The sequence below is a fragment of the Georgenia satyanarayanai genome (assembly GCF_023715365.1).
GTDB classification, from domain to species: Bacteria; Actinomycetota; Actinomycetes; order Actinomycetales; family Actinomycetaceae; genus Oceanitalea; species Oceanitalea satyanarayanai_B.
Map to the genome: position 1 here is coordinate 16,229 of NZ_JAMBNZ010000009.1, position 17,235 is coordinate 33,463.

Consider the following 17,235-nt stretch of genomic DNA (forward strand, 5'->3'; position numbering starts at 1 on the left):
CGTGCCTGCTCAGTGCCTACAGGGAGAGCGAGCGGCGACGGATCACCGCTGCGGCCCCACCGAGGAGGAGTGCGCCCGCCACGGCGAGCGGCATGATCGCGTTCGCGCCGGTGCTGGGCAGCCGCCCCGCGGGCGGAGCCCCGGGGGTCTGCTCACCGGCGACTGCGCAGCCGGGCTCGGTGAGCTCGACGGTGGTCATCGCGCGAGTGCCGTCGTCGTTGAGGGTCCAGCCCTCGGCCGCGGTGAGGGTGTAGCCCTCCTGGGCGGTCGCGGTCACCTGGACCGTGCGGCCGGCCTGGACGTGGCCCTCGACGGAGTAGTCCACGCCCTCGGTCGTGGCTGGGATGATCGACGGGGTGGTGGTGTCCCCCTCGCCCGTGCAGATCCCCTGCGTCACCTCGGGCATCACGGGAGCCACGGGAACATCGGGCAGGGGCACGGATGCGCAGTCGACCTCCGCAAGCTCGATGGTGGTCATCGCGCGAGTGCCGTCCTCGGAGACGGTCCAGCCCTCGGCCGCGGTGAGGGTGTAGCCCTTCTGGGCGGTCGCGGTCACCTGGACCGTGCCGCCGGCCTGGACCTCACCCTCGAAGGAGTAGTCCACGCCCTCGGTGGTGGCCGGGGTGATCGACGGGGTCGTGGTGTCCCCCTCCTCCGTGCAGACGGCCTGCGTCACCTCGGGCATGACAGGGGCGACCAGCCGATCGTCTGACAGGGCGCCCCAGGACAGCGTCGCCCTCGCGTCCGCGCCACTGGCCGCGTCGACGAGGATGATGGTCTGCGCGTGGCCGGCAGCGCTACCGCCGGCGGCCGGGACCTTGAGGATGGACCCCGTGACTCCCGATGCGGTTGCCGTCGCCTCGATCGTGGCCGAACCGGCCGCGGACTCCTCACGCGCGTCGAGGTAGAGCTGGTCATCGTTGTGCACGGAGCTCAGCTCGATCTCCATGCCGTCGGCGTCGACGACCGGCAGGGCGGGGTCGACTGTGACCGTGACCGAGTCGCGGTTGGTGGTGACCGTCACGGGGCCCACCAGGGTGCCGGCGTGCTGCTGCTCCGTCGTCGTCGTGAGGGTGACCTCGGCGCGGCTGTCGTTCTCGGGGAGCCCGACGTTGGCCTCGCCAAGAAGGTGCTCACGCACGGTGCGTGCGTCGGCGCTCAGCTCCGCGTCGACGCCGTCCGTCAGCTTCCAGACCGCGTACTGCGTGCCAGCGACGGCCTCGCTGACGGTCAGGTCGGGCACCCCGACGGCCTGGCCGAGCTGCTCCAGGGTGAGCGTCGGGTAGCTGTTCGTGATGATCCACGCGATCTTCTCCCGCACATCCAGAGACGTGCTGAAGGCGTTGTCGCCCGGGAACTCGCTCCACCCGGCGCGCTCCGCCGGAGTGTCGTAACGGGCAGCGACGTTGTACTCGATGCAGTACGCCCACAGGTCGGGCACTCCGGTGGTCCGGCTGCCCTCGCTGGTGAAGATCGGGAACAGGCTCGCGATGCCCTCGCCCCTCTGCGCCTGGCTCCTGTCGCCGATGTGGACGTAGTCGTCCGTGTCCGTGTCCGCGTACGCCGCGACAGGCACCACCGTCATCATCGCCACGATCGCCGCGATGCCGAGTGCGAACCACCGCGCCACCGCGTTCGCGGGTCGTGGTCTCAAGCCGTGCTGCATGGAAGGCCCTGCTTTCAAGTCGGTATGGAGGGCCGGACAGCACTGTCCGGTGCGTCGCCAGACCGGACGGTACCTGCAGGCTCCAGGTCGTGCCCGTCGAAAGTAGGGTCCCTTGGCTGTGCGAAAGGACGGTGCCGTCACCCCGCGTGGGGGAACCGGAGACTCCGCTCACGTGGTGAGACGCGCGTCCCGACACGTGGACGGTTCTCTACGATGACCCGCATGACGCGCAGCATCGACCTCGCAGTGATCGCCGGGGACGGGATCGGTCAGGAAGTCGTCGCCGAGGGGCTCAAGGTCCTCGACGCGGCACTGACGGACGTCACCGTCCGCACGACCCCCTACGACCTCGGCGCCGCCCGCTGGCACCGGACCGGCGAGACCCTCACCGACGAGGACCTCGCTGCCATTCGCCAGCACGACGCCATCCTGCTCGGCGCCGTCGGGGACCCGGGTGTGCCGAGCGGTGTCCTGGAGCGTGGGCTGCTGCTCCGCCTGCGCTTCGAGCTCGACCACTACGTCAACCTGCGCCCCTCGAAGCTCTTCCCCGGTGTGTCCACGCCCCTGGCCGAGCCCGGCGACATCGACTTCGTCGTCGTCCGCGAGGGCACGGAGGGGCCCTACGTCGGCAACGGCGGGGCCATCCGTGTCGGCACGCCGCACGAGGTGGCCAACGAGGTGAGCGTCAACACCGCCTTCGGCGTCGAGCGCGTCGTGCGAGACGCCTTCGCCCGCGCCGCGGCACGGCCCCGCAAGAAGCTCACCCTCGTCCACAAGCACAACGTCCTCGTCCACGCCGGCCACCTGTGGCGACGGACGGTCGAGCGCGTCAACGCCGAGTTCCCCGACGTCACCGTGGACTACCTCCACGTCGACGCCGCGATGATCTTCCTCGTCACCGAACCCGCACGCTTCGACGTCATCGTCACCGACAACCTTTTCGGCGACATCGTCACCGACCTCGCCGCGGCCGTCACCGGCGGTATCGGCCTGGCCGCGTCCGGCAACGTCAACCCCGACGGCACCGCACCGAGCATGTTCGAGCCCGTCCACGGCTCCGCGCCGGACATCGCCGGCCAGGGCAAGGCCGACCCGACCGCCACCGTGCTCTCGGTCGCGCTCCTGCTCGAGCACCTCGGCCACGGCGACGCCGCGGCCCGTGTTGAGCGCGCCGTCGCCGCTGACATCGCCGCCCGGGGAACGACCCCCCGCACGACGAGCGAGGTCGGCGACGCGCTCGCGGCCGGCGTCGCCGAGGCACAGCCCGTCCCCTGACGGCGGTCCGCGCCGGGAACCGGCGATCCCGGTTCCCGGCGACGCGCTCCCCGGCGCTACCCTCGAGTACCCCTGCACGCACCAGCACCCGCCGTGGGGCGGATGACCGAAGGACCGCTGGAGGCCCGCCATGACCACTGCACCTGCCGAGTTCGCGATCGTGCCCAGCTCGCGGCCGCGGACGACGGCCGAGCGCGCGGCCGCCCTGGACCGGTTGAGCTTCGGTGTGGAGTTCACCGACCACATGGCCAGGGCGACGTGGACGGTCGACGGCGGGTGGCACGGGCACCGGGTCGAGGGATTCGCCCCGCTCGAGCTCTCCCCGGCCGCCTCGGTCTTCCACTACGGCCAGGAGATCTTCGAGGGCCTCAAGGCCTACCGGCACGCCGACGGCTCGGCCTGGGCCTTCCGCCCCGAGGCCAACGCCCGGCGCTTCCAGGCCTCCGCGCGGCGCCTGGCGATGCCCGAGCTGCCGGTCGGGGACTTCCTCGCCTCCATCCGCGCCCTCGTGGAGACCGACCTCGAGTGGGTGCCGGCGGCCGCCGGCGCGAGCCTCTACCTGCGCCCCTTCATGGTCGCGACCGAGCCCTTCCTCGGGGTGCGGCCCTCGCACCGCTACGAGTACCTCGTGATCGCCTCCCCGGTGGGCCCCTACTTCGTCAACGGCTTCCAGCCGGTCTCGATCTGGGTGGCCGAGGACTACCACCGCGCCGGCCCCGGTGGGACCGGCAACGCGAAGTTCGGCGGGAACTACGCCGCGAGCCTGCTGCCGCAGCAGATCGCCTACGCCCGCGGCTTCGACCAGGTGTGCTTCCTCGACGCCGGCACCGGGACCAACCTCGAGGAGCTCGGGGGCATGAACGTCTTCGTCGTCGGCGCCGACGGCGTCGTGCGCACCCCCGCCCTCACCGGCACCATCCTCGAGGGCGTCACGCGCGCGTCGATCCTCACGCTGCTCGCCGACCAGGGCAACCCGGTCGAGGAGTGCGACATCCCGCTCAAGGGGCTGCTCGCCGGCATTCGCGACGGCTCGGTCAGCGAGGTCTTCGCCTGCGGGACCGCCGCGGTCATCACCCCCATCGGGCGGCTGGCGGGGGAGTCCTTTGACATCACCGTCGCCGACGGCGCGGCGGGCCCGGTCACCGAGCGCCTGTTCACCCAGCTCACCGACATCCAGTTCGGTCACGCGCCCGACCCCCACGGCTGGATGCAGCCCCTCGCCTGACCCCGCCCCCCTCTCCTCATATGCGGGAATAATGCGGCCGCGGCGCCGGCCGGACGGTGAAAATCCCGCATATGCGGGGTTCGGGGGAGGCGGGGGGGGGTGGACGGGTGGTACGGATCACTCTCCGCGTGTGGCATCATGACCTCATGCAGTTCCGGCTCATTATCGGCTAGCGCACGCGGCACCACCCGCCACGTGCGCAACCTCCCGTACCCCGGGAGGTTTTTTTGTTGCCGGGGCCACCTGCCCGCGGCGACCGAGACCCGGCACCACCCCCGCCGGGGAGCAGGACTGCGACGGCTGACACAGGGAGACCGACACCATGAGCACGACGACGCGCCCCGCCTCGCAGGCTGAGCTCACCATCGACGTCTACGACACGACCCTGCGCGACGGCGCGCAGCAGGAGGGGATGAACCTCTCCGTCGCGGACAAGCTCGCCATCGCCCCGCTCCTCGACGAGCTCGGGGTCGGGTACATCGAGGGCGGGTGGCCCGGCGCGATCCCCAAGGACACCGAGTTCTTCGCGCGTGCCGCCAAGGAGCTGGACCTGCGCCACGCGCGTCTGGCCGCGTTCGGATCCACCTGCAAGGCAGGCACGCGCCCCCACGACGACGCTCAGGTCCGCGCCCTCGTCGACTCCGAGGCACCCGTCGTCACGATCGTCGCGAAGAGCGACATCCGGCACGTGGAGCGGGCGCTGCGCACGACCGGGGAGGAGAACCTGCGGATGATCGCCGACACCGTCCGCTACCTGCGCGAGCAGGACCGTGAGGTCATCCTCGATGCCGAGCACTTCTTCGACGGTTACCGCTACGACGCCGAGTACGCCGTCGCCGCGATCAGGGCAGGCCTGGACGCCGGCGCGCACGTCGCCGTCCTGTGCGACACCAACGGAGGCATGCTGCCCGGCTGGGTCGGGGAGATCGTCACCGCTGTCCGCTCCCGGGTCGACGGGGTCCTGGGCATCCACGCCCACAACGACACCGGCTGCGCCGTCGCCAACTCCCTCGCCGCCGTCGAGGCCGGGGTACGGCACGTCCAGGGCACCGTCAACGGCTACGGCGAGCGGACCGGCAACGCCGACCTCGTCACCGTCGTCGCCAACCTCGAGCTCAAGCACGGCGTCGACACCCTCGCCGGTGAGGGCCTGCGGGAGTCCAGCCGCCTGTCCCACGCCATCAGCGAGATCACCAACATCAGCCCCTACGCCCGCCAGCCCTACGTGGGCTCCAGCGCCTTCGCCCACAAGGCCGGCCTGCACGCCTCGGCGATCAGGGTGGACCCCGACCTGTACCAGCACATCGACCCCGTCGCCGTCGGCAACGACATGCGCATGCTGGTCTCGGAGATGGCGGGCCGGGCGAGCATCGAGCTCAAGGGCCGCGAGCTCGGCATCGACCTGTCCGGCCGCGCCGACGTCCTCTCGCGCGTCACCGAGCGGGTCAAGGCCGCCGAGGCGCAGGGCTACACCTTCGACGCCGCCGACGCGTCCTTCGAGCTCCTGCTCCGCGAGGAGCTCGACGGCGCCCGCCCCCGCTACTTCACCGTCGAGAGCTGGCGGGCCATGGTGCAGACGCTGAGCGAGGACATCTCCCTCACTCTCGCCGAGGCCACCGTCAAGCTCCACACGGGCCGCGGCCGCGTCGTGTGCACCGGTGAGGGGAACGGCCCGGTCAACGCCCTGGACCACGCCCTGCGCCAGGCTCTCGTCGACGTGTACCCCGAGCTCGAGGACTTCGAGCTCATCGACTTCAAGGTGCGCATCCTCGACACCCAGTCCGGCACCGACGCCACCACCCGCGTGCTCATCGAGACCTCCGACGGCGCCCGCTCGTGGAGCACGGTGGGCGTGGGCCCCGACATCATCGAGGCGAGCTGGGAGGCCCTGGTCGACTCGGTCGTCTACGGGCTGCTCCACCGTGACGTCCACCCGCGCTGACCGCGACCGCCGCGGCAGGGGCGGTGCGCGGTAGCCTGCAGGCGTGCGAGGCGAGTACAAGGTTCCCCAGGGCAAGCTGGTCGCCGTCGACCTCGACGTCGTCGAGGACCGGCTGCGTCACGTCAGTGTCTCGGGGGACTTCTTCCTCGAGCCCGACTCCGCGCTGGAGGACATCAACGCGGCCCTCGAGGGCATGCCCGCGACGGCGGGCGCCGAGGAGCTCGCGCAGGCGGTGACGCGGGCGCTGGACCCGCAGGTGGCGCTCGTCGGCTTCAGCGCCGACGCCGTCGGGATCGCCGTCCGCCGCGCGCTCGGCCACGCGACGAGCTGGGCCGACCACACCTTCGAGGTCATCGGCCCGCGTGTGCTGCCGCCCGCGCTGCACGTGGCCCTGGACGAGGTCCTGCCGGGGGAGGTCGCCGCCGGCCGCCGCGGCCCGCTCATGCGGATCTGGGACTGGGACGCCCCGCTCGTGGTCATCGGCTCCTTCCAGTCGGTGCGCAACGAGATCGACGCCGAGGGCCTGGCCCGGCACGGGATGACGGTCGTGCGCCGCGTCTCCGGCGGCGGGGCGATGTTCATGGAGCCGGGAAACTGCATCACCTACTCCCTCGTCGTGCCGACCTCGCTCGTCGAGGGGCTGAGCTTCGAGCGCTCCTACGCCTTCCTCGACGACTGGGTGCTCGGCGCCCTCAAGGAGGTCGGGGTCGACGCCCGGTACGTGCCCCTCAACGACATCGCCTCCGACGCCGGGAAGATCGGCGGCGCCGCGCAGAAGCGCTTCGCCAGCGGCGTCGTCCTTCACCACGTGACGATGAGCTACGACATCGACGCCGACAAGATGCTCGAGGTGCTGCGCATCGGCCGGGAGAAGATGTCGGACAAGGGCACGGCGAGCGCCAACAAGCGCGTCGACCCGATGCGCTCACAGACCGGCATGAGCCGTGCGGCCATCATCGACGCCTTCATCGCCCACTTCGAGGGCCGCTACGACACCGTCCGCTCGGACTACACCGAGGACGAGCTGGCGCGCGCCGAGCAGCTCGTCCAGGACAAGTTCCTCGACGACGCGTGGACCTACCGGGTCCCCTGAGCCGCGTTTTCCGGATCCCGCCACAACCGTCGGCGACACGCCGCCGGTCCACGGCGTCGGCGCGGCGTGTCGCGTCTGCCTGCCGCCCTTTGTGGCGGGATCCGGGAGCAGCGGTGAGAACGATAGGCTCGGGCCCGTGAGTGAGGTCCTGGAAGCACTGGTCGCAGTCCGGGACCGCGTCGCCCGCGCCGCCCGCGTCGTCGGCCGCGACCCGGAGGAGGTCCAGCTCCTCCTCGCGGTCAAGACCCTGCCCGTCGACCGTGTCCGGGAGGCGATCGGTGCCGGCGCCCACCTCCTCGGGCACAACCGGGCGCAGGAGCTCGTCGCCACCGCCCCCGAGCTCGCGGGCCTCCCGCACGAGATGCACTTCATCGGGCGGCTGCAGTCGAACAAGGCCGGCAAGGTCGTGCCGCTCGTCAGCTGCGTCCAGAGCGTCGACAGCCTCGCCCTCGCCGAGCGGCTCGACCGCCTCGCCGCGCGCGAGGGACGCCGCCTCGACGTCTTCGCCCAGGTCAACACCTCCGGTGAGGAGACCAAGGCCGGGGCGGCGCCGCAGGACGCGGTCGCGCACGCCCTCGCCGTCGCCGCCCTGCCGCACCTGCGGCTGCGTGGGCTCATGACGATCGGTGCCCGGTCCGAGGACGTCGACGTCGTCCGCGCCTCCTACGAGCGGCTCGCCGCGCTGCGGGACGAGGTCGTGGCGAGCGGTGCGCCGGGGACCGCCGAGGCGCGGGAGCTGTCGATGGGGATGAGCACCGACCTCGAGCTCGCCGTCGCCGCCGGCGCGACGATGGTCCGGGTCGGGACCGCCGTCTTCGGAGCCCGCCCCACCGGCTAAGTTGTCCCCCACGGGGGCTCGTCACGTACCGTGTCGGGGTTCTCGAGAGACGGGAAGGTCCATGTCCGACACCGGCCGCCGGCTGACGCCGGCGCAGCTGCTCCTCATCGTCGTCGTCAGCATCCTCGTGCTGCTCTTCGTCATCCTCCTCGCCGGCCGCCTCACGGGCGGCGGGGGCGAGCGGGGTGCGGACGCGTCGACGGCCACCACCGCCCCGGACGACGACGTGGCCGACGACGTGACGCGGACGACGGAGCCCGTGGCGGAGTACTTCGCCTCGCCGTCGGGCAACATCGTCTGCGCCCTCACCCCCGACAGCGCCGACTGCGTGATCTCGAACTTCCAGTACGAGCCCGAGGACGCCGACTGCGAGGAGGAGGGTGCCGGCGGGCACCTGCGCGTGGAGGCGGCCGGGGCGTCGATGCCCTGTGAGCCGCTCGTCGTCGCCGGTGACGTGCCGGCCCTGAACTACGGGGAGACGACGACGGCGCACGGCTTCACCTGCGAGAGCGCTGAGTCCGGGGTCACCTGCCGCCACGACGACTCCGGCTACGGCTTCGCAGTGGCTCGGGCCTCCTACGAGCTGTTCTGACGCGACGAGGGCCGCCCGGAAGCCTCGGGCGGCCCTCGTCATCAGCGAGTCACCAGATGCGCACGCGCTCCTCGGGCGGGAGGTACAGCGCGTCGCTGGGCTGGACGTCGAAGGCCTCGACGAAGGCGTCGAGGTTGCGCACCACCCCGTTGCAGCGGAACTCGTTGGGGGAGTGCGGGTCGATCGACAACAGCCGGATCACCTCGGCGTCGCGCGCCTTCTGCTGCCAGATGCGGCCCCACGAGAAGAAGATGCGCTGCAGACCGGTGAGCCCGTCCACCACCGGAGCATCCTCCAGGCCGGACAGGCCCTGCTTGCGCAGCGCGATCTCGTAGGCCGTGATCGCGATCGACAGCCCACCGAGGTCCCCGATGTTCTCCCCAATCGTCAGAGCGCCGTTGACGTGGTGCGAGCCGTTCAGCTGGGCGGGGGAGAAGGCGTCGTACTGGGCGATGAGGGCCGTGGTGCGGGCCTCGAACTCCGCACGGTCCTGTTCGGTCCACCAGTCGCGCAGCCGGCCGGTGCCGTCGTACTTGCTGCCCTGGTCGTCGAAGCCGTGACCGATCTCGTGCCCGATGACCGAGCCGATGCCGCCGTAGTTCCACGCGTCGTCGGCGTCGACGTCGAAGAACGGGGGCTGGAGGATGGCGGCCGGGAAGACGATCTCGTTCATCGTCGGGTTGTAGTAGGCGTTGACCATCTGCGGCGGCATGAACCACTCGTCGCGGTCCATGGGCTCACCGAGCTTGGCGAGGTTGCGCGCGGTCTCGAAGAGCTCGGCGCGACGGACGTTGCCGAGGAGGTCGGTCGGGTCCGTCTCGAGGGTGGAGTAGTCGCGCCACGTGTCGGGGTAGCCGATCTTCGGGGTGAAGGCGGCGAGCTTCTCCAGCGCGCGCTCCTTGGTCTGCTCGCCCATCCAGTCCAGCTCGGTGATCGACTGGCGGTAGGCCTCGATGAGGTTGTCGACGAGCTCCTGCATCCTGGCCTTGTGCTCGGGCGGGAAGTGGCGCTCGACGTAGATCTTGCCCACGGCCTCGCCCAGGGCACCCTCGACGAGCGCGACGCCGCGCTTCCAGCGCTCGCGCATCTCCGGCGCGCCGGTGAGGGTGCGGCCGTAGAAGTCGAAGTGCTCCTCGACGAAGGCGGCCGGCAGGTACGGCGAGCGGGCCGAGACGACGTGCCACAGCAGCCACATCCGCAGCGAGTCGACGTCCAGCTCCTCCCACGCCGTGGCGAAGTGGGTGAGGAAGGAGGGCATCCCGACGATGGTGGAGTCGACGGCGCCGGCGGGCAGGTCGAGCGACTCGCGCCACAGGTCCCAGGGGAAGCCGGGAGCGGAGTCGAGGACCTCGGCCCACGTGCGGGGGTTGTTGATCTGATCCGCCTCGCGGGAGCGGACCTTGTCCCAGTGGCCGGCGGCCAGGCGGGTCTCGACGTCCATGACGCGCTGCGCCGCGCCCAGCGCCTCGTCGGCGATGACGAGCCCGGAGAGCTCGAGCATCGCGGCGACGTGCGCGAGGTAGGCCGCGCGGGTCTCGGCGTGGGCGTCCTCGCGGTAGTAGGACTCGTCGGGCAGCCCCAGCCCGCTCTGCCAGAGGAAGACGCGGTAGTTGTCGGGGTCGTTGAAGTCGGTGTCGACGAAGAGCGCGACGGCGCCGCCCACCCCCGTGGAGGCGAGGGTGCCCATCGCGCGGGCGAGCGACTCCTTGTCGCGGGCGGCGGTGAACAGCTCGAGGTCGGGTTGGAGCGGCCCGGTCCCGAGCGCCTCGATGCGCTCCTCGGCCATGAACGAGGCGAACAGGTCGCCGACCTGCTTGGCCTCGTCCGTCGCGTCCTCCGCGGCGGCGGCGTCGGCGATGATCTCGCGCACCCGCTGCTCGGACAGGTCGCGCAGCACCATGAAGGCGCCGTCGCGAGCGCGGTCGGCCGGGATCTCGTGCTCGCGGAGGTAGGTCCCGTTGATGTGGCGGTAGAGGTCGTCCTGCGGCCGCACGGTCGTGTCCATGGCCTGCTCGAACGACATCGACGTGGTGGTCTCGTCAGTCGTCATGGTCCGACGATACGGGAGGTGCCGTAGCCGGCGCGGGCTGAGTCGGCGCCCGCGACGGGCGTGGGACACGGCAAGATAGGGGCCATGCGCATCCACATCGCCGCCGACCACGCCGGGTTCGAGCTCAAGGCCGCCCTCGTCGAGCACCTCACCGCGGGGGGCCACGACGTCGTCGACCACGGGGCCCACACCTACGACGCCCAGGACGACTACCCGTCCTTCTGCTTCGCGGCCGGGGAGGCTGTCGTCGCGGAGCCGGGCAGCCTGGGGATCGTGCTGGGAGGCTCCGGGAACGGCGAGCAGATCGCCGCGAACAAGGTCCGCGGCGTGCGCGCCGCGCTCGCGTGGGACCTCGACACCGCGACGCTCGCGCGCACCCACAACGACGCCAACGTCCTGTCCCTCGGTGCTCGCAAGCACTCGGTCGACGACGCCGTCGCCATGGTCGAGGCCTTTGTCGCCGAGCCCTTCTCCGGCGAGGCCCGCCACCAGCGCCGCATCGACCAGCTCGCGGAGTACGAGCTGCGCTGAGGCGCGCCGCGTCAGAAGCCCCAGCCGGTGGACGGGGACACCGGCCAGGAGAACGCCGTCGCGGCGGGTACCAGCGTCCCGGGCACGAGCTCGGTGACGCGGCCCGCTGCCGCGAGCGCGGTGAGTGACGTGCCACCGAGGTACGCCGCGCCGAGGTCGGCGATGCCCACCGCGAGGTGTGCCGCCTCCTCGGTGGGGGTGACCTGGACGCCGCCCGGCCCGCCGCGCACCTGCCAGCGGCCGGCGTTGTCCGGGACCAGCGGGTCGCTCACCTCCAGGACGACGTCGACGCCGCACGGGTAGGCCCGTGCGCGCAGCGCCGCCGGCAGGTCGAGGATGCGCAGCCACACGTCGTCATGGACCCGTCGCCCGATGCCGCGCAGCTCGGTGAGCAGCCCGAGGAGCGCGTCGTCGGGCGCGAGGGTGTACGCCTTGACCTGACCCATGAGGTCGAGGTCGAGCAGGGTGCCCCAGAGGGCGCGCGCCGCGGCCGGGTCCAGCGCGAGGGCGTCGTGGACCTCGACCGTGCCCGCCGGGAGGTTCTCCTCCCCCCAGCTGTCCTTGCGGCGGAAGACGGCGTAGCCCCTCGGCCGGCCGGCCGCGTCCCGCACGACGGCGAGGCGCTTGCGCTCGGCGCCGCGCCGGGCGGAGGGCCAGTCGACGAGGTGCGCGGTGCGCAGGGCCGGCGTGTCCCGCGTGATCCACCCCGGCCGCACCACCGCGCCGTGGACGCGCTCGACGTCCGCGCTGTGGTGCTCGGGGTCGATGGTCTCCAGCTCGACGACGAGGTCCTCCGCCTCGGGCACGGGGCGCAGGCCCGCGCCGCGGCCGAGGCTGAGTGCGACGCGGTGGGTGGCGATCCCGTAGCCGTACCTCTCGTAGATCCCGCTCTCGGCCGCGTTGAGCACCGAGACGACCTCCCCGCGCTCGCGCGAGCGCCGCAGGTGGGCGTGGAGCATGGCGCGCCCCAGACCCCGACGGCGGTGGCCCGGGTGCACCCCCACCCAGGTGAGTCCGGACGCGGGCACACGCTCACCGCCCGGCACCTGGAGACGGAAGGCGAAGGAGGAGTGCACGGCCGCGAGCGCCGTGCCACGGGCGCCCGCGTGCCACACGCCGACGCTGCGGCCTGGCTCGAGGGTCCACACCTGGACCGGCTCGTCCTCCGGGGCGAGGTCGGAGGCGAAGGCCCAGCGGTCGACCTCCTGCATGGCGGCACGATCTGCGGCGTCGTCGAGCTCGGCGAGGCGGTAGCCCGGCGGCAGGGGGACGGGGGTGGGGTCGATGAAGGTCACGCACAGGAGCATGGCAGCGCTCCCGACGGCACCGCGAGCGGATTTTGGGACAATGGCCGGCGTGACCGACTGGAGCGAGCTCGTCCTCGACATCGCCGACGACGTCCCGCCCGGCCGCGCCACGACGTACGGACTCATCGCGGAGGCTGCCCGCGCCCGCACCGGCCGTGGGTCGGCGCGGTCGGTCGGCGCCGTCATGTCCCGCGAGGGCGGGTCCGTCGCCTGGTGGCGGGTGGTCCGCGCCGACGGCTCCCTGCCCGAACAGCTCACCGCCCGCGCCGGCGAGCACTACCGCAGCGAGGGGACCCCGCGGCGCCCCGGCGGCTCCGTCGACCTCACCCGCGCCCTGTGGGACCCCGTGGAGGAACCCAATGCCTGAAGGCCACTCGATCCACCGCCTCGCGCTCGCCTTTGACGAGCTGCTCCACGGCGAGCGTCTGGAGGTCACCTCACCGCAGGGGCGCTTCGCCGCGGGCGCCGAGCTGCTCGACGGACGCCGCCTGGCGGCGACCGACGCCCACGGCAAGCACCTGTTCCTCGGCTTCTCTCAGGACGGTGAGGCGCCCGAGGACTTCCGCTGGCTGCGGGTGCACCTGGGGCTGTACGGCTCGTGGACCTTCGCCGGGGACACCACCTTCCAGGCGCCGCACGCGATCGGCGCGCCGCGCCGCCGGGTGGCCGAGGAGGAGACGCCCGTGGACGACGGCGGTGCTCAGGCGCCGGCGCCGGCGGAGTGGGAGCCGCCGGAGCCGCGGGGCGCCGTGCGGGTGCGGCTGCTCGGGGAGCACGGCGTCGCCGACCTCACCGGACCGACCGCCTGCGAGGTCGTGACGCCGCAGGAGAAGGACGCCGTGCACGCCCGGCTCGGTCCCGACCCGCTGCGGGCGGACGGGGACGTCGAGCAGTTCGTCGCCAACGTGCGTCGCCGGGCCCGCCCAGTGGGCGAGCTCCTCATGGACCAGTCCGTCATCGCCGGCGTGGGCAACATCTACCGCGCCGAGGCGCTCTACCGGGCCCGGCTGCACCCTCGTAAGCTCGGCCGGACCGTCGCCGCGCCGCGGCTGCGGGAGATGTGGGCCGACCTCGTCACGCTCATGTCCGACGGCGTGGCCACCGGCAGGATCGTCACGACCGAGCCGGAGGACCGGCAGGAGGACGAGGACCGCTGGTACGTCTACCACCGTGAGGGGCGCCCCTGCCTGCGCTGCGGGAGCAGGGTCGCCGAGGACGAGATGGCCGGCCGGCGGGTCTTCTGGTGCCCCCGCGAGCAGCGCCGCCCCTCGGCCGCCGCCTGAGGAAACCCTCGCGGGCGACCGGATGGCCGTCGTCGTCCTGCCCGACGGCCGGCGGTTCGCGGGCGTCGTCGGGGTGGTGGCGAGCAGTGACCCGGCGGCCCACGTGGCGGTCGTCGTCGACCGCCGCGTGGCCGCCTGCGCGGGCTTCGAGGTCGCCCTCCACGACTACTTCACCGACCCGGCGCGCCGGGAGCGGTTGCCCGTGGGGAGGCAGCCGGTGCCCGGCGCCACCGACCTTCCCCGGCGCGGTGCGGCAGGAGGCCGCTCAGATGAACAGCGCGGGATCGGCGTAGGGGTCGATCTCCGGGGGGTTCTCGCGCACGCGGCCCGGTACCCCGACCGCGACGGCACCCACCGGAACGTCCTTGACGACGACGGCGTTGGCGCCGATCTGGGCGTCGTCGCCCACGCTGATCGGGCCGAGCACCTTGGCGCCGGCGCCGATGACCACCCGGTTGCCGATCGTGGGGTGCCGCTTGCCACGCGTCATCGAGCGGCCGCCCAGCGTGGTGCCGTGGAAGAGGACGACGTCGTCGCCCACCCGGGAGGTCTCGCCGATGACGACGCCCATGCCGTGGTCGATGAACAGGCGGCGGCCGAGGACTGCCGCCGGGTGGATCTCGACGCCGGTGAGGGCGCGCACGAGCTGGGACAGCAGTCGCGCCGGCAGCCTGCCGAGGGGACCGGCGTGCCACATCCGGTGGCAGACCCGGTGGGCCCACAGGGCGTGGACCCCCGGGTAGCCGAGCGCCACCTCTGCGAGGCTGCGCGCCGCGGGATCACCGCGGCGCGCAGCCTCGAGGTCCTCCCGGAGGAGGACCCAGAAGCGGATGTGGGAGTTGTGCACGTCAGTCGGCGAACTCGCTGTAGAGCGGCGTCGAGAGGTAGCGCTCGCCGAAGCTCGGGATGACGACGACGATCGTCTTGCCCTCGGCCTCCGGGCGGGCGGCGACCTCGAGCGCGGCGGTCACGGCGGCGCCGGAGGAGATGCCGACGAAGATGCCCTCCTCTGCGGTGAGCCGGCGGGCCATCTCCACCGACTGCTCGGCGTTGACGTCGATCACCTCGTCGTACACGGAGGTGTCGAGGATCTCGGGGACGAAGTTCGCGCCGAGGCCCTGGATCTTGTGCGGGCCGGGCTTGCCACCGTTGAGGATCGGCGACTCGGCCGGCTCGACGGCGATGATCTTGACGTCGGGCTTGCGCTCCTTGAGCACCTGGCCCACACCCGTGATGGTGCCACCGGTGCCGATGCCGGCGACGAAGTAGTCGACCTCGCCGTCCGTGTCGTTCCACACCTCCTCGGCGGTGGTCTGGCGGTGGATGGCGGGGTTTGCCTCGTTGGCGAACTGCCGGGCGAGGACGGCGCCCTTGCGCTCCGCGGCGATCTCCTCGGCCTTTGCGACGGCCCCCTTCATGCCCTCGGAGCCCGGGGTGAGGACGAGCTCGGCACCAAAGGCGCGCAGCAGCGCACGGCGCTCGCGGCTCATCGTCTCGGGCATCGCGAGGACGACGTTGTAGCCGCGGGCGGCGCCGACCATCGCCAGGGCGATGCCGGTGTTGCCCGAGGTCGCCTCGACGATGGTGCCGCCGGGGGGCAGGGCGCCGGACTGCTCGGCCGCGTTGACGATCGAGACGCCGATGCGGTCCTTGACGGAGTTGGCGGGGTTGTAGAACTCGAGCTTGGCCAGGACGGTCGCGTTCACGCCCTCGGTGACGCGGTTGAGGCGCACGAGCGGAGTGCGGCCGACGAGGGCGGTGACGTCGTCGTAGATACGTGCCATGGGACTTCCTTCACTTCGGGAGGTTCGGGGCAAGGGCGCCACCGACTCTGGTGGCTGGGGAGCGCCGGGCATGCGGCAGGCCGCACGGTTGGAGCCGGGCGCTCTACGGACAGCGCCGGCGGCGGGAGGAGGCGGGGGCGGCAAGCACGAGCACGGCTGCGGCATCTCCTCTCACTGCTGCCGGGCCGGTCGACGTGCCGGCCTGCGTTCCTTGAACCCTAAACCAGGCCCTCGGACCGATCAATCGGTGGTCGTATCGCGGGCGGGCGTCTGCAGGCGGGCGCGGGTGGCGTAGGTGTTGAGGAGCGCGGCACCCGACGCGGCGTCGTCGACCGTGACGACGAGCCGCCGCCCGCCGGAACGCTCGACGGCGACCGCCTCACCGGAGCGGATGACGACGCCGACCGTCCCCGACACGTTCGTGCGCAGTCCCCAGCCGCCGAAGTCGGGGAAGGGCCGCACCGTGGTGACGTCGGCGCGCTCCACCTCACCGGCGGGGACGTGGATCCGGGGCCAGCCGAAGGTGCCGCGGGTGGTGAGCCCGCGCGCGTCGACCTGGACCTGCCACGTCGTCATGGTGAGGACGAGGGCGAGCAGCGGGACCGCGACGACGAGGGGGACCAGCGTGTCCCCGAGGAGCCACGGGGCCACGCCGCCCACCGCGCCGACGGCGACGACAACCCAGGTGACCGTGGTGCCCAGGCCCGCGACGCCGCGAACCCACACGGCGCGCTGCCCCTCGGGCAGGACCGCGGTGGGGGCGCCCTCGGCGAGGGAACCGGTCGCGGGCAGGGCCGGGTCGGCGCCGGCCGACGCGCCCGCCACCGCCCCGAGGAGCAGGGCAGCGAGGATGCTGGCGACGAGCCAGCCGTCGGGGGAGGCCGCAGCGGTGGCCGAGGCGACGTCGACCTGAGCGGCGACGCTCGCCAGCGTCATGCCGGCGAACAGCACCGAGAGCCCGACGGCCAGGCCGAGAGTGAGGCGGCGCGTGATCGCCTGGCGGCCCGTGAGGACGGAGAGGGCGGCCATGACGAGCAGCGACAGGCCGCTGATGACGGCCATCGGCACGAGGAGCTCGGTGATCGAGCCGGTGCGGTCGACGGCGCCCGTGGGTCCCCAGTGGACCGCGACGGGGTCGGGCAGCCGGGGGAGCAGGCGGACGACGGCGAGCCAGGCGGCCGCCGTGACGAGCACCGGCACGAGGACGCCGAGCGCCCAGGCGCGGCGGCGGTGAGGCAGGGGGCGGGTCATGAGGTCTCCTCCGTGGAGCTGAGCAGGGCGGCGACGGCGGACATCGGCAGGCCGAGGCGGCCTGCCTCGCGGCGGGCGGTGGCCACGGCCGCGAGCAACGGGGCGTAGTGCTCGACGGCGTGGGCGGTGACGACAGCGCCGCGCCCGCGGCGCAGCTCGACGAGACCCTCGTCGCGGAGCAGCTGGTAGGCGTGCAGCACCGTGTGCTGGTTGACGTCGAGCGACTCCGCCAGGTCCCGCGCCGAGGGCAGCCGCTCGCCGCTGGCGACCTCACCGCGCAGGACGGCGGTGCGCACCTGACCGGCGAGCTGCTCGAACAGCGGCAGCGCCGAGGACGGGTCGATGCGAATGAGCATGCGTCAACTCTACTTGCTCTATCTCAACTATAACAAGCCCAA

General features: G+C 72.6%; 16 protein-coding genes. 9 read left to right on the forward strand and 7 right to left on the reverse strand.

From position 1 onward, the window contains the following. Positions 1–16 precede the first annotated feature (16 nt). Complete coding sequence (locus M3148_RS11820) at positions 17–1,654, reverse strand: thioester domain-containing protein (RefSeq protein ID WP_251304909.1); 1,638 nt, start codon at positions 1,652–1,654, stop codon at positions 17–19. Positions 1,655–1,888: 234 nt separating this feature from the next. On the opposite strand from M3148_RS11820, the gene M3148_RS11825 reads away from it, so the two are divergent. From M3148_RS11825 to M3148_RS11850, 6 genes are all read left to right on the forward strand, one after another. Further along, the gene (locus M3148_RS11825; protein WP_251304910.1) at positions 1,889–2,941 is read left to right on the forward strand and encodes a 3-isopropylmalate dehydrogenase; all 1,053 of its coding nucleotides are present in this window, start codon (positions 1,889–1,891) and stop codon (positions 2,939–2,941) included. A 130-nt stretch (positions 2,942–3,071) separates the two neighbouring features. Further along, complete coding sequence (locus M3148_RS11830; protein ID WP_251304911.1) at positions 3,072–4,166, forward strand: branched-chain amino acid aminotransferase; 1,095 nt, start codon at positions 3,072–3,074, stop codon at positions 4,164–4,166. 322 nt (positions 4,167–4,488) lie between these two features. Further along, on the forward strand, positions 4,489–6,108 hold the full coding sequence (gene cimA, locus M3148_RS11835; RefSeq protein ID WP_251304912.1) for a citramalate synthase: 1,620 nt from the start codon (positions 4,489–4,491) through the stop codon (positions 6,106–6,108). A gap of 43 nt (positions 6,109–6,151) precedes the next feature. Continuing rightward, positions 6,152–7,201: a lipoate--protein ligase family protein gene (locus M3148_RS11840; RefSeq protein ID WP_251304913.1), complete on the forward strand. Its 1,050-nt coding sequence runs from the start codon at positions 6,152–6,154 to the stop codon at positions 7,199–7,201. 136 nt (positions 7,202–7,337) lie between these two features. Continuing rightward, entirely contained in the window at positions 7,338–8,039 is a 702-nt protein-coding gene (locus M3148_RS11845; RefSeq protein ID WP_251304914.1) for a YggS family pyridoxal phosphate-dependent enzyme, read from the forward strand. A 61-nt stretch (positions 8,040–8,100) separates the two neighbouring features. Beyond that, positions 8,101–8,631, forward strand: a complete 531-nt coding sequence (locus M3148_RS11850; protein WP_251304915.1) for a hypothetical protein — start codon at positions 8,101–8,103, stop codon at positions 8,629–8,631. Between the two features lie 49 nt (positions 8,632–8,680). Here the strand turns inward: M3148_RS11850 and M3148_RS11855 are convergent, their stop codons facing one another. Further along, complete coding sequence (locus M3148_RS11855) at positions 8,681–10,681, reverse strand: M13 family metallopeptidase (RefSeq protein WP_251304916.1); 2,001 nt, start codon at positions 10,679–10,681, stop codon at positions 8,681–8,683. 84 nt (positions 10,682–10,765) lie between these two features. On the opposite strand from M3148_RS11855, the gene M3148_RS11860 reads away from it, so the two are divergent. Continuing rightward, positions 10,766–11,212 (forward strand): ribose-5-phosphate isomerase, encoded by a 447-nt coding sequence (locus M3148_RS11860; protein ID WP_251304917.1) that lies wholly within the window; start codon positions 10,766–10,768, stop codon positions 11,210–11,212. Between the two features lie 11 nt (positions 11,213–11,223). Here the strand turns inward: M3148_RS11860 and M3148_RS11865 are convergent, their stop codons facing one another. After that, positions 11,224–12,507: a GNAT family N-acetyltransferase gene (locus M3148_RS11865; protein ID WP_251304918.1), complete on the reverse strand. Its 1,284-nt coding sequence runs from the start codon at positions 12,505–12,507 to the stop codon at positions 11,224–11,226. Between the two features lie 61 nt (positions 12,508–12,568). Between M3148_RS11865 and M3148_RS11870 the strand changes: the two genes are divergently transcribed. Next, positions 12,569–12,886, forward strand: a complete 318-nt coding sequence (locus tag M3148_RS11870) for an MGMT family protein (RefSeq protein WP_251304919.1) — start codon at positions 12,569–12,571, stop codon at positions 12,884–12,886. Next, positions 12,879–13,802, forward strand: coding sequence for an Fpg/Nei family DNA glycosylase (locus tag M3148_RS11875; protein ID WP_251304920.1), 924 nt, complete (start codon positions 12,879–12,881; stop codon positions 13,800–13,802). Before M3148_RS11870 ends, M3148_RS11875 begins: the two co-directional genes overlap by 8 nt. Before the next feature lie 265 nt (positions 13,803–14,067). On the opposite strand, the gene epsC is transcribed toward M3148_RS11875, so the two are convergent. From epsC to M3148_RS11895, 4 genes are all read right to left on the reverse strand, one after another. Continuing rightward, entirely contained in the window at positions 14,068–14,649 is a 582-nt protein-coding gene (epsC, locus tag M3148_RS11880; RefSeq protein WP_251304921.1) for a serine O-acetyltransferase EpsC, read from the reverse strand. 1 nt (position 14,650) lies between these two features. Beyond that, entirely contained in the window at positions 14,651–15,586 is a 936-nt protein-coding gene (gene cysK / locus M3148_RS11885; protein ID WP_251304922.1) for a cysteine synthase A, read from the reverse strand. A gap of 240 nt (positions 15,587–15,826) precedes the next feature. Next, positions 15,827–16,837, reverse strand: coding sequence for a DUF1648 domain-containing protein (locus tag M3148_RS11890; protein WP_251304923.1), 1,011 nt, complete (start codon positions 16,835–16,837; stop codon positions 15,827–15,829). Continuing rightward, on the reverse strand, positions 16,834–17,193 hold the full coding sequence (locus M3148_RS11895; RefSeq protein WP_251304924.1) for a GntR family transcriptional regulator: 360 nt from the start codon (positions 17,191–17,193) through the stop codon (positions 16,834–16,836). The genes M3148_RS11890 and M3148_RS11895 overlap by 4 nt, the downstream gene beginning before the upstream one ends. Between the last annotated feature and the right edge of the window lie 42 nt (positions 17,194–17,235).

Excerpts from the sequence above, each read along its gene's own strand:
- cimA (WP_251304912.1), top strand. The coding sequence starts at position 4,489 with ATGAGCACGACGACGCGCCCCGCCTCGCAGGCTGAGCTCACCATCGAC.
- cysK (WP_251304922.1), bottom strand. The coding sequence starts at position 15,586 with ATGGCACGTATCTACGACGACGTCACCGCCCTCGTCGGCCGCACTCCG.
- M3148_RS11895 (WP_251304924.1), bottom strand. The coding sequence starts at position 17,193 with ATGCTCATTCGCATCGACCCGTCCTCGGCGCTGCCGCTGTTCGAGCAG.
- M3148_RS11860 (WP_251304917.1), top strand. The coding sequence starts at position 10,766 with ATGCGCATCCACATCGCCGCCGACCACGCCGGGTTCGAGCTCAAGGCC.
- M3148_RS11830 (WP_251304911.1), top strand. The coding sequence starts at position 3,072 with ATGACCACTGCACCTGCCGAGTTCGCGATCGTGCCCAGCTCGCGGCCG.
- M3148_RS11855 (WP_251304916.1), bottom strand. The coding sequence starts at position 10,681 with ATGACGACTGACGAGACCACCACGTCGATGTCGTTCGAGCAGGCCATG.
- M3148_RS11890 (WP_251304923.1), bottom strand. The coding sequence starts at position 16,837 with ATGACCCGCCCCCTGCCTCACCGCCGCCGCGCCTGGGCGCTCGGCGTC.
- M3148_RS11875 (WP_251304920.1), top strand. The coding sequence starts at position 12,879 with ATGCCTGAAGGCCACTCGATCCACCGCCTCGCGCTCGCCTTTGACGAG.
- M3148_RS11825 (WP_251304910.1), top strand. The coding sequence starts at position 1,889 with ATGACGCGCAGCATCGACCTCGCAGTGATCGCCGGGGACGGGATCGGT.
- M3148_RS11850 (WP_251304915.1), top strand. The coding sequence starts at position 8,101 with ATGTCCGACACCGGCCGCCGGCTGACGCCGGCGCAGCTGCTCCTCATC.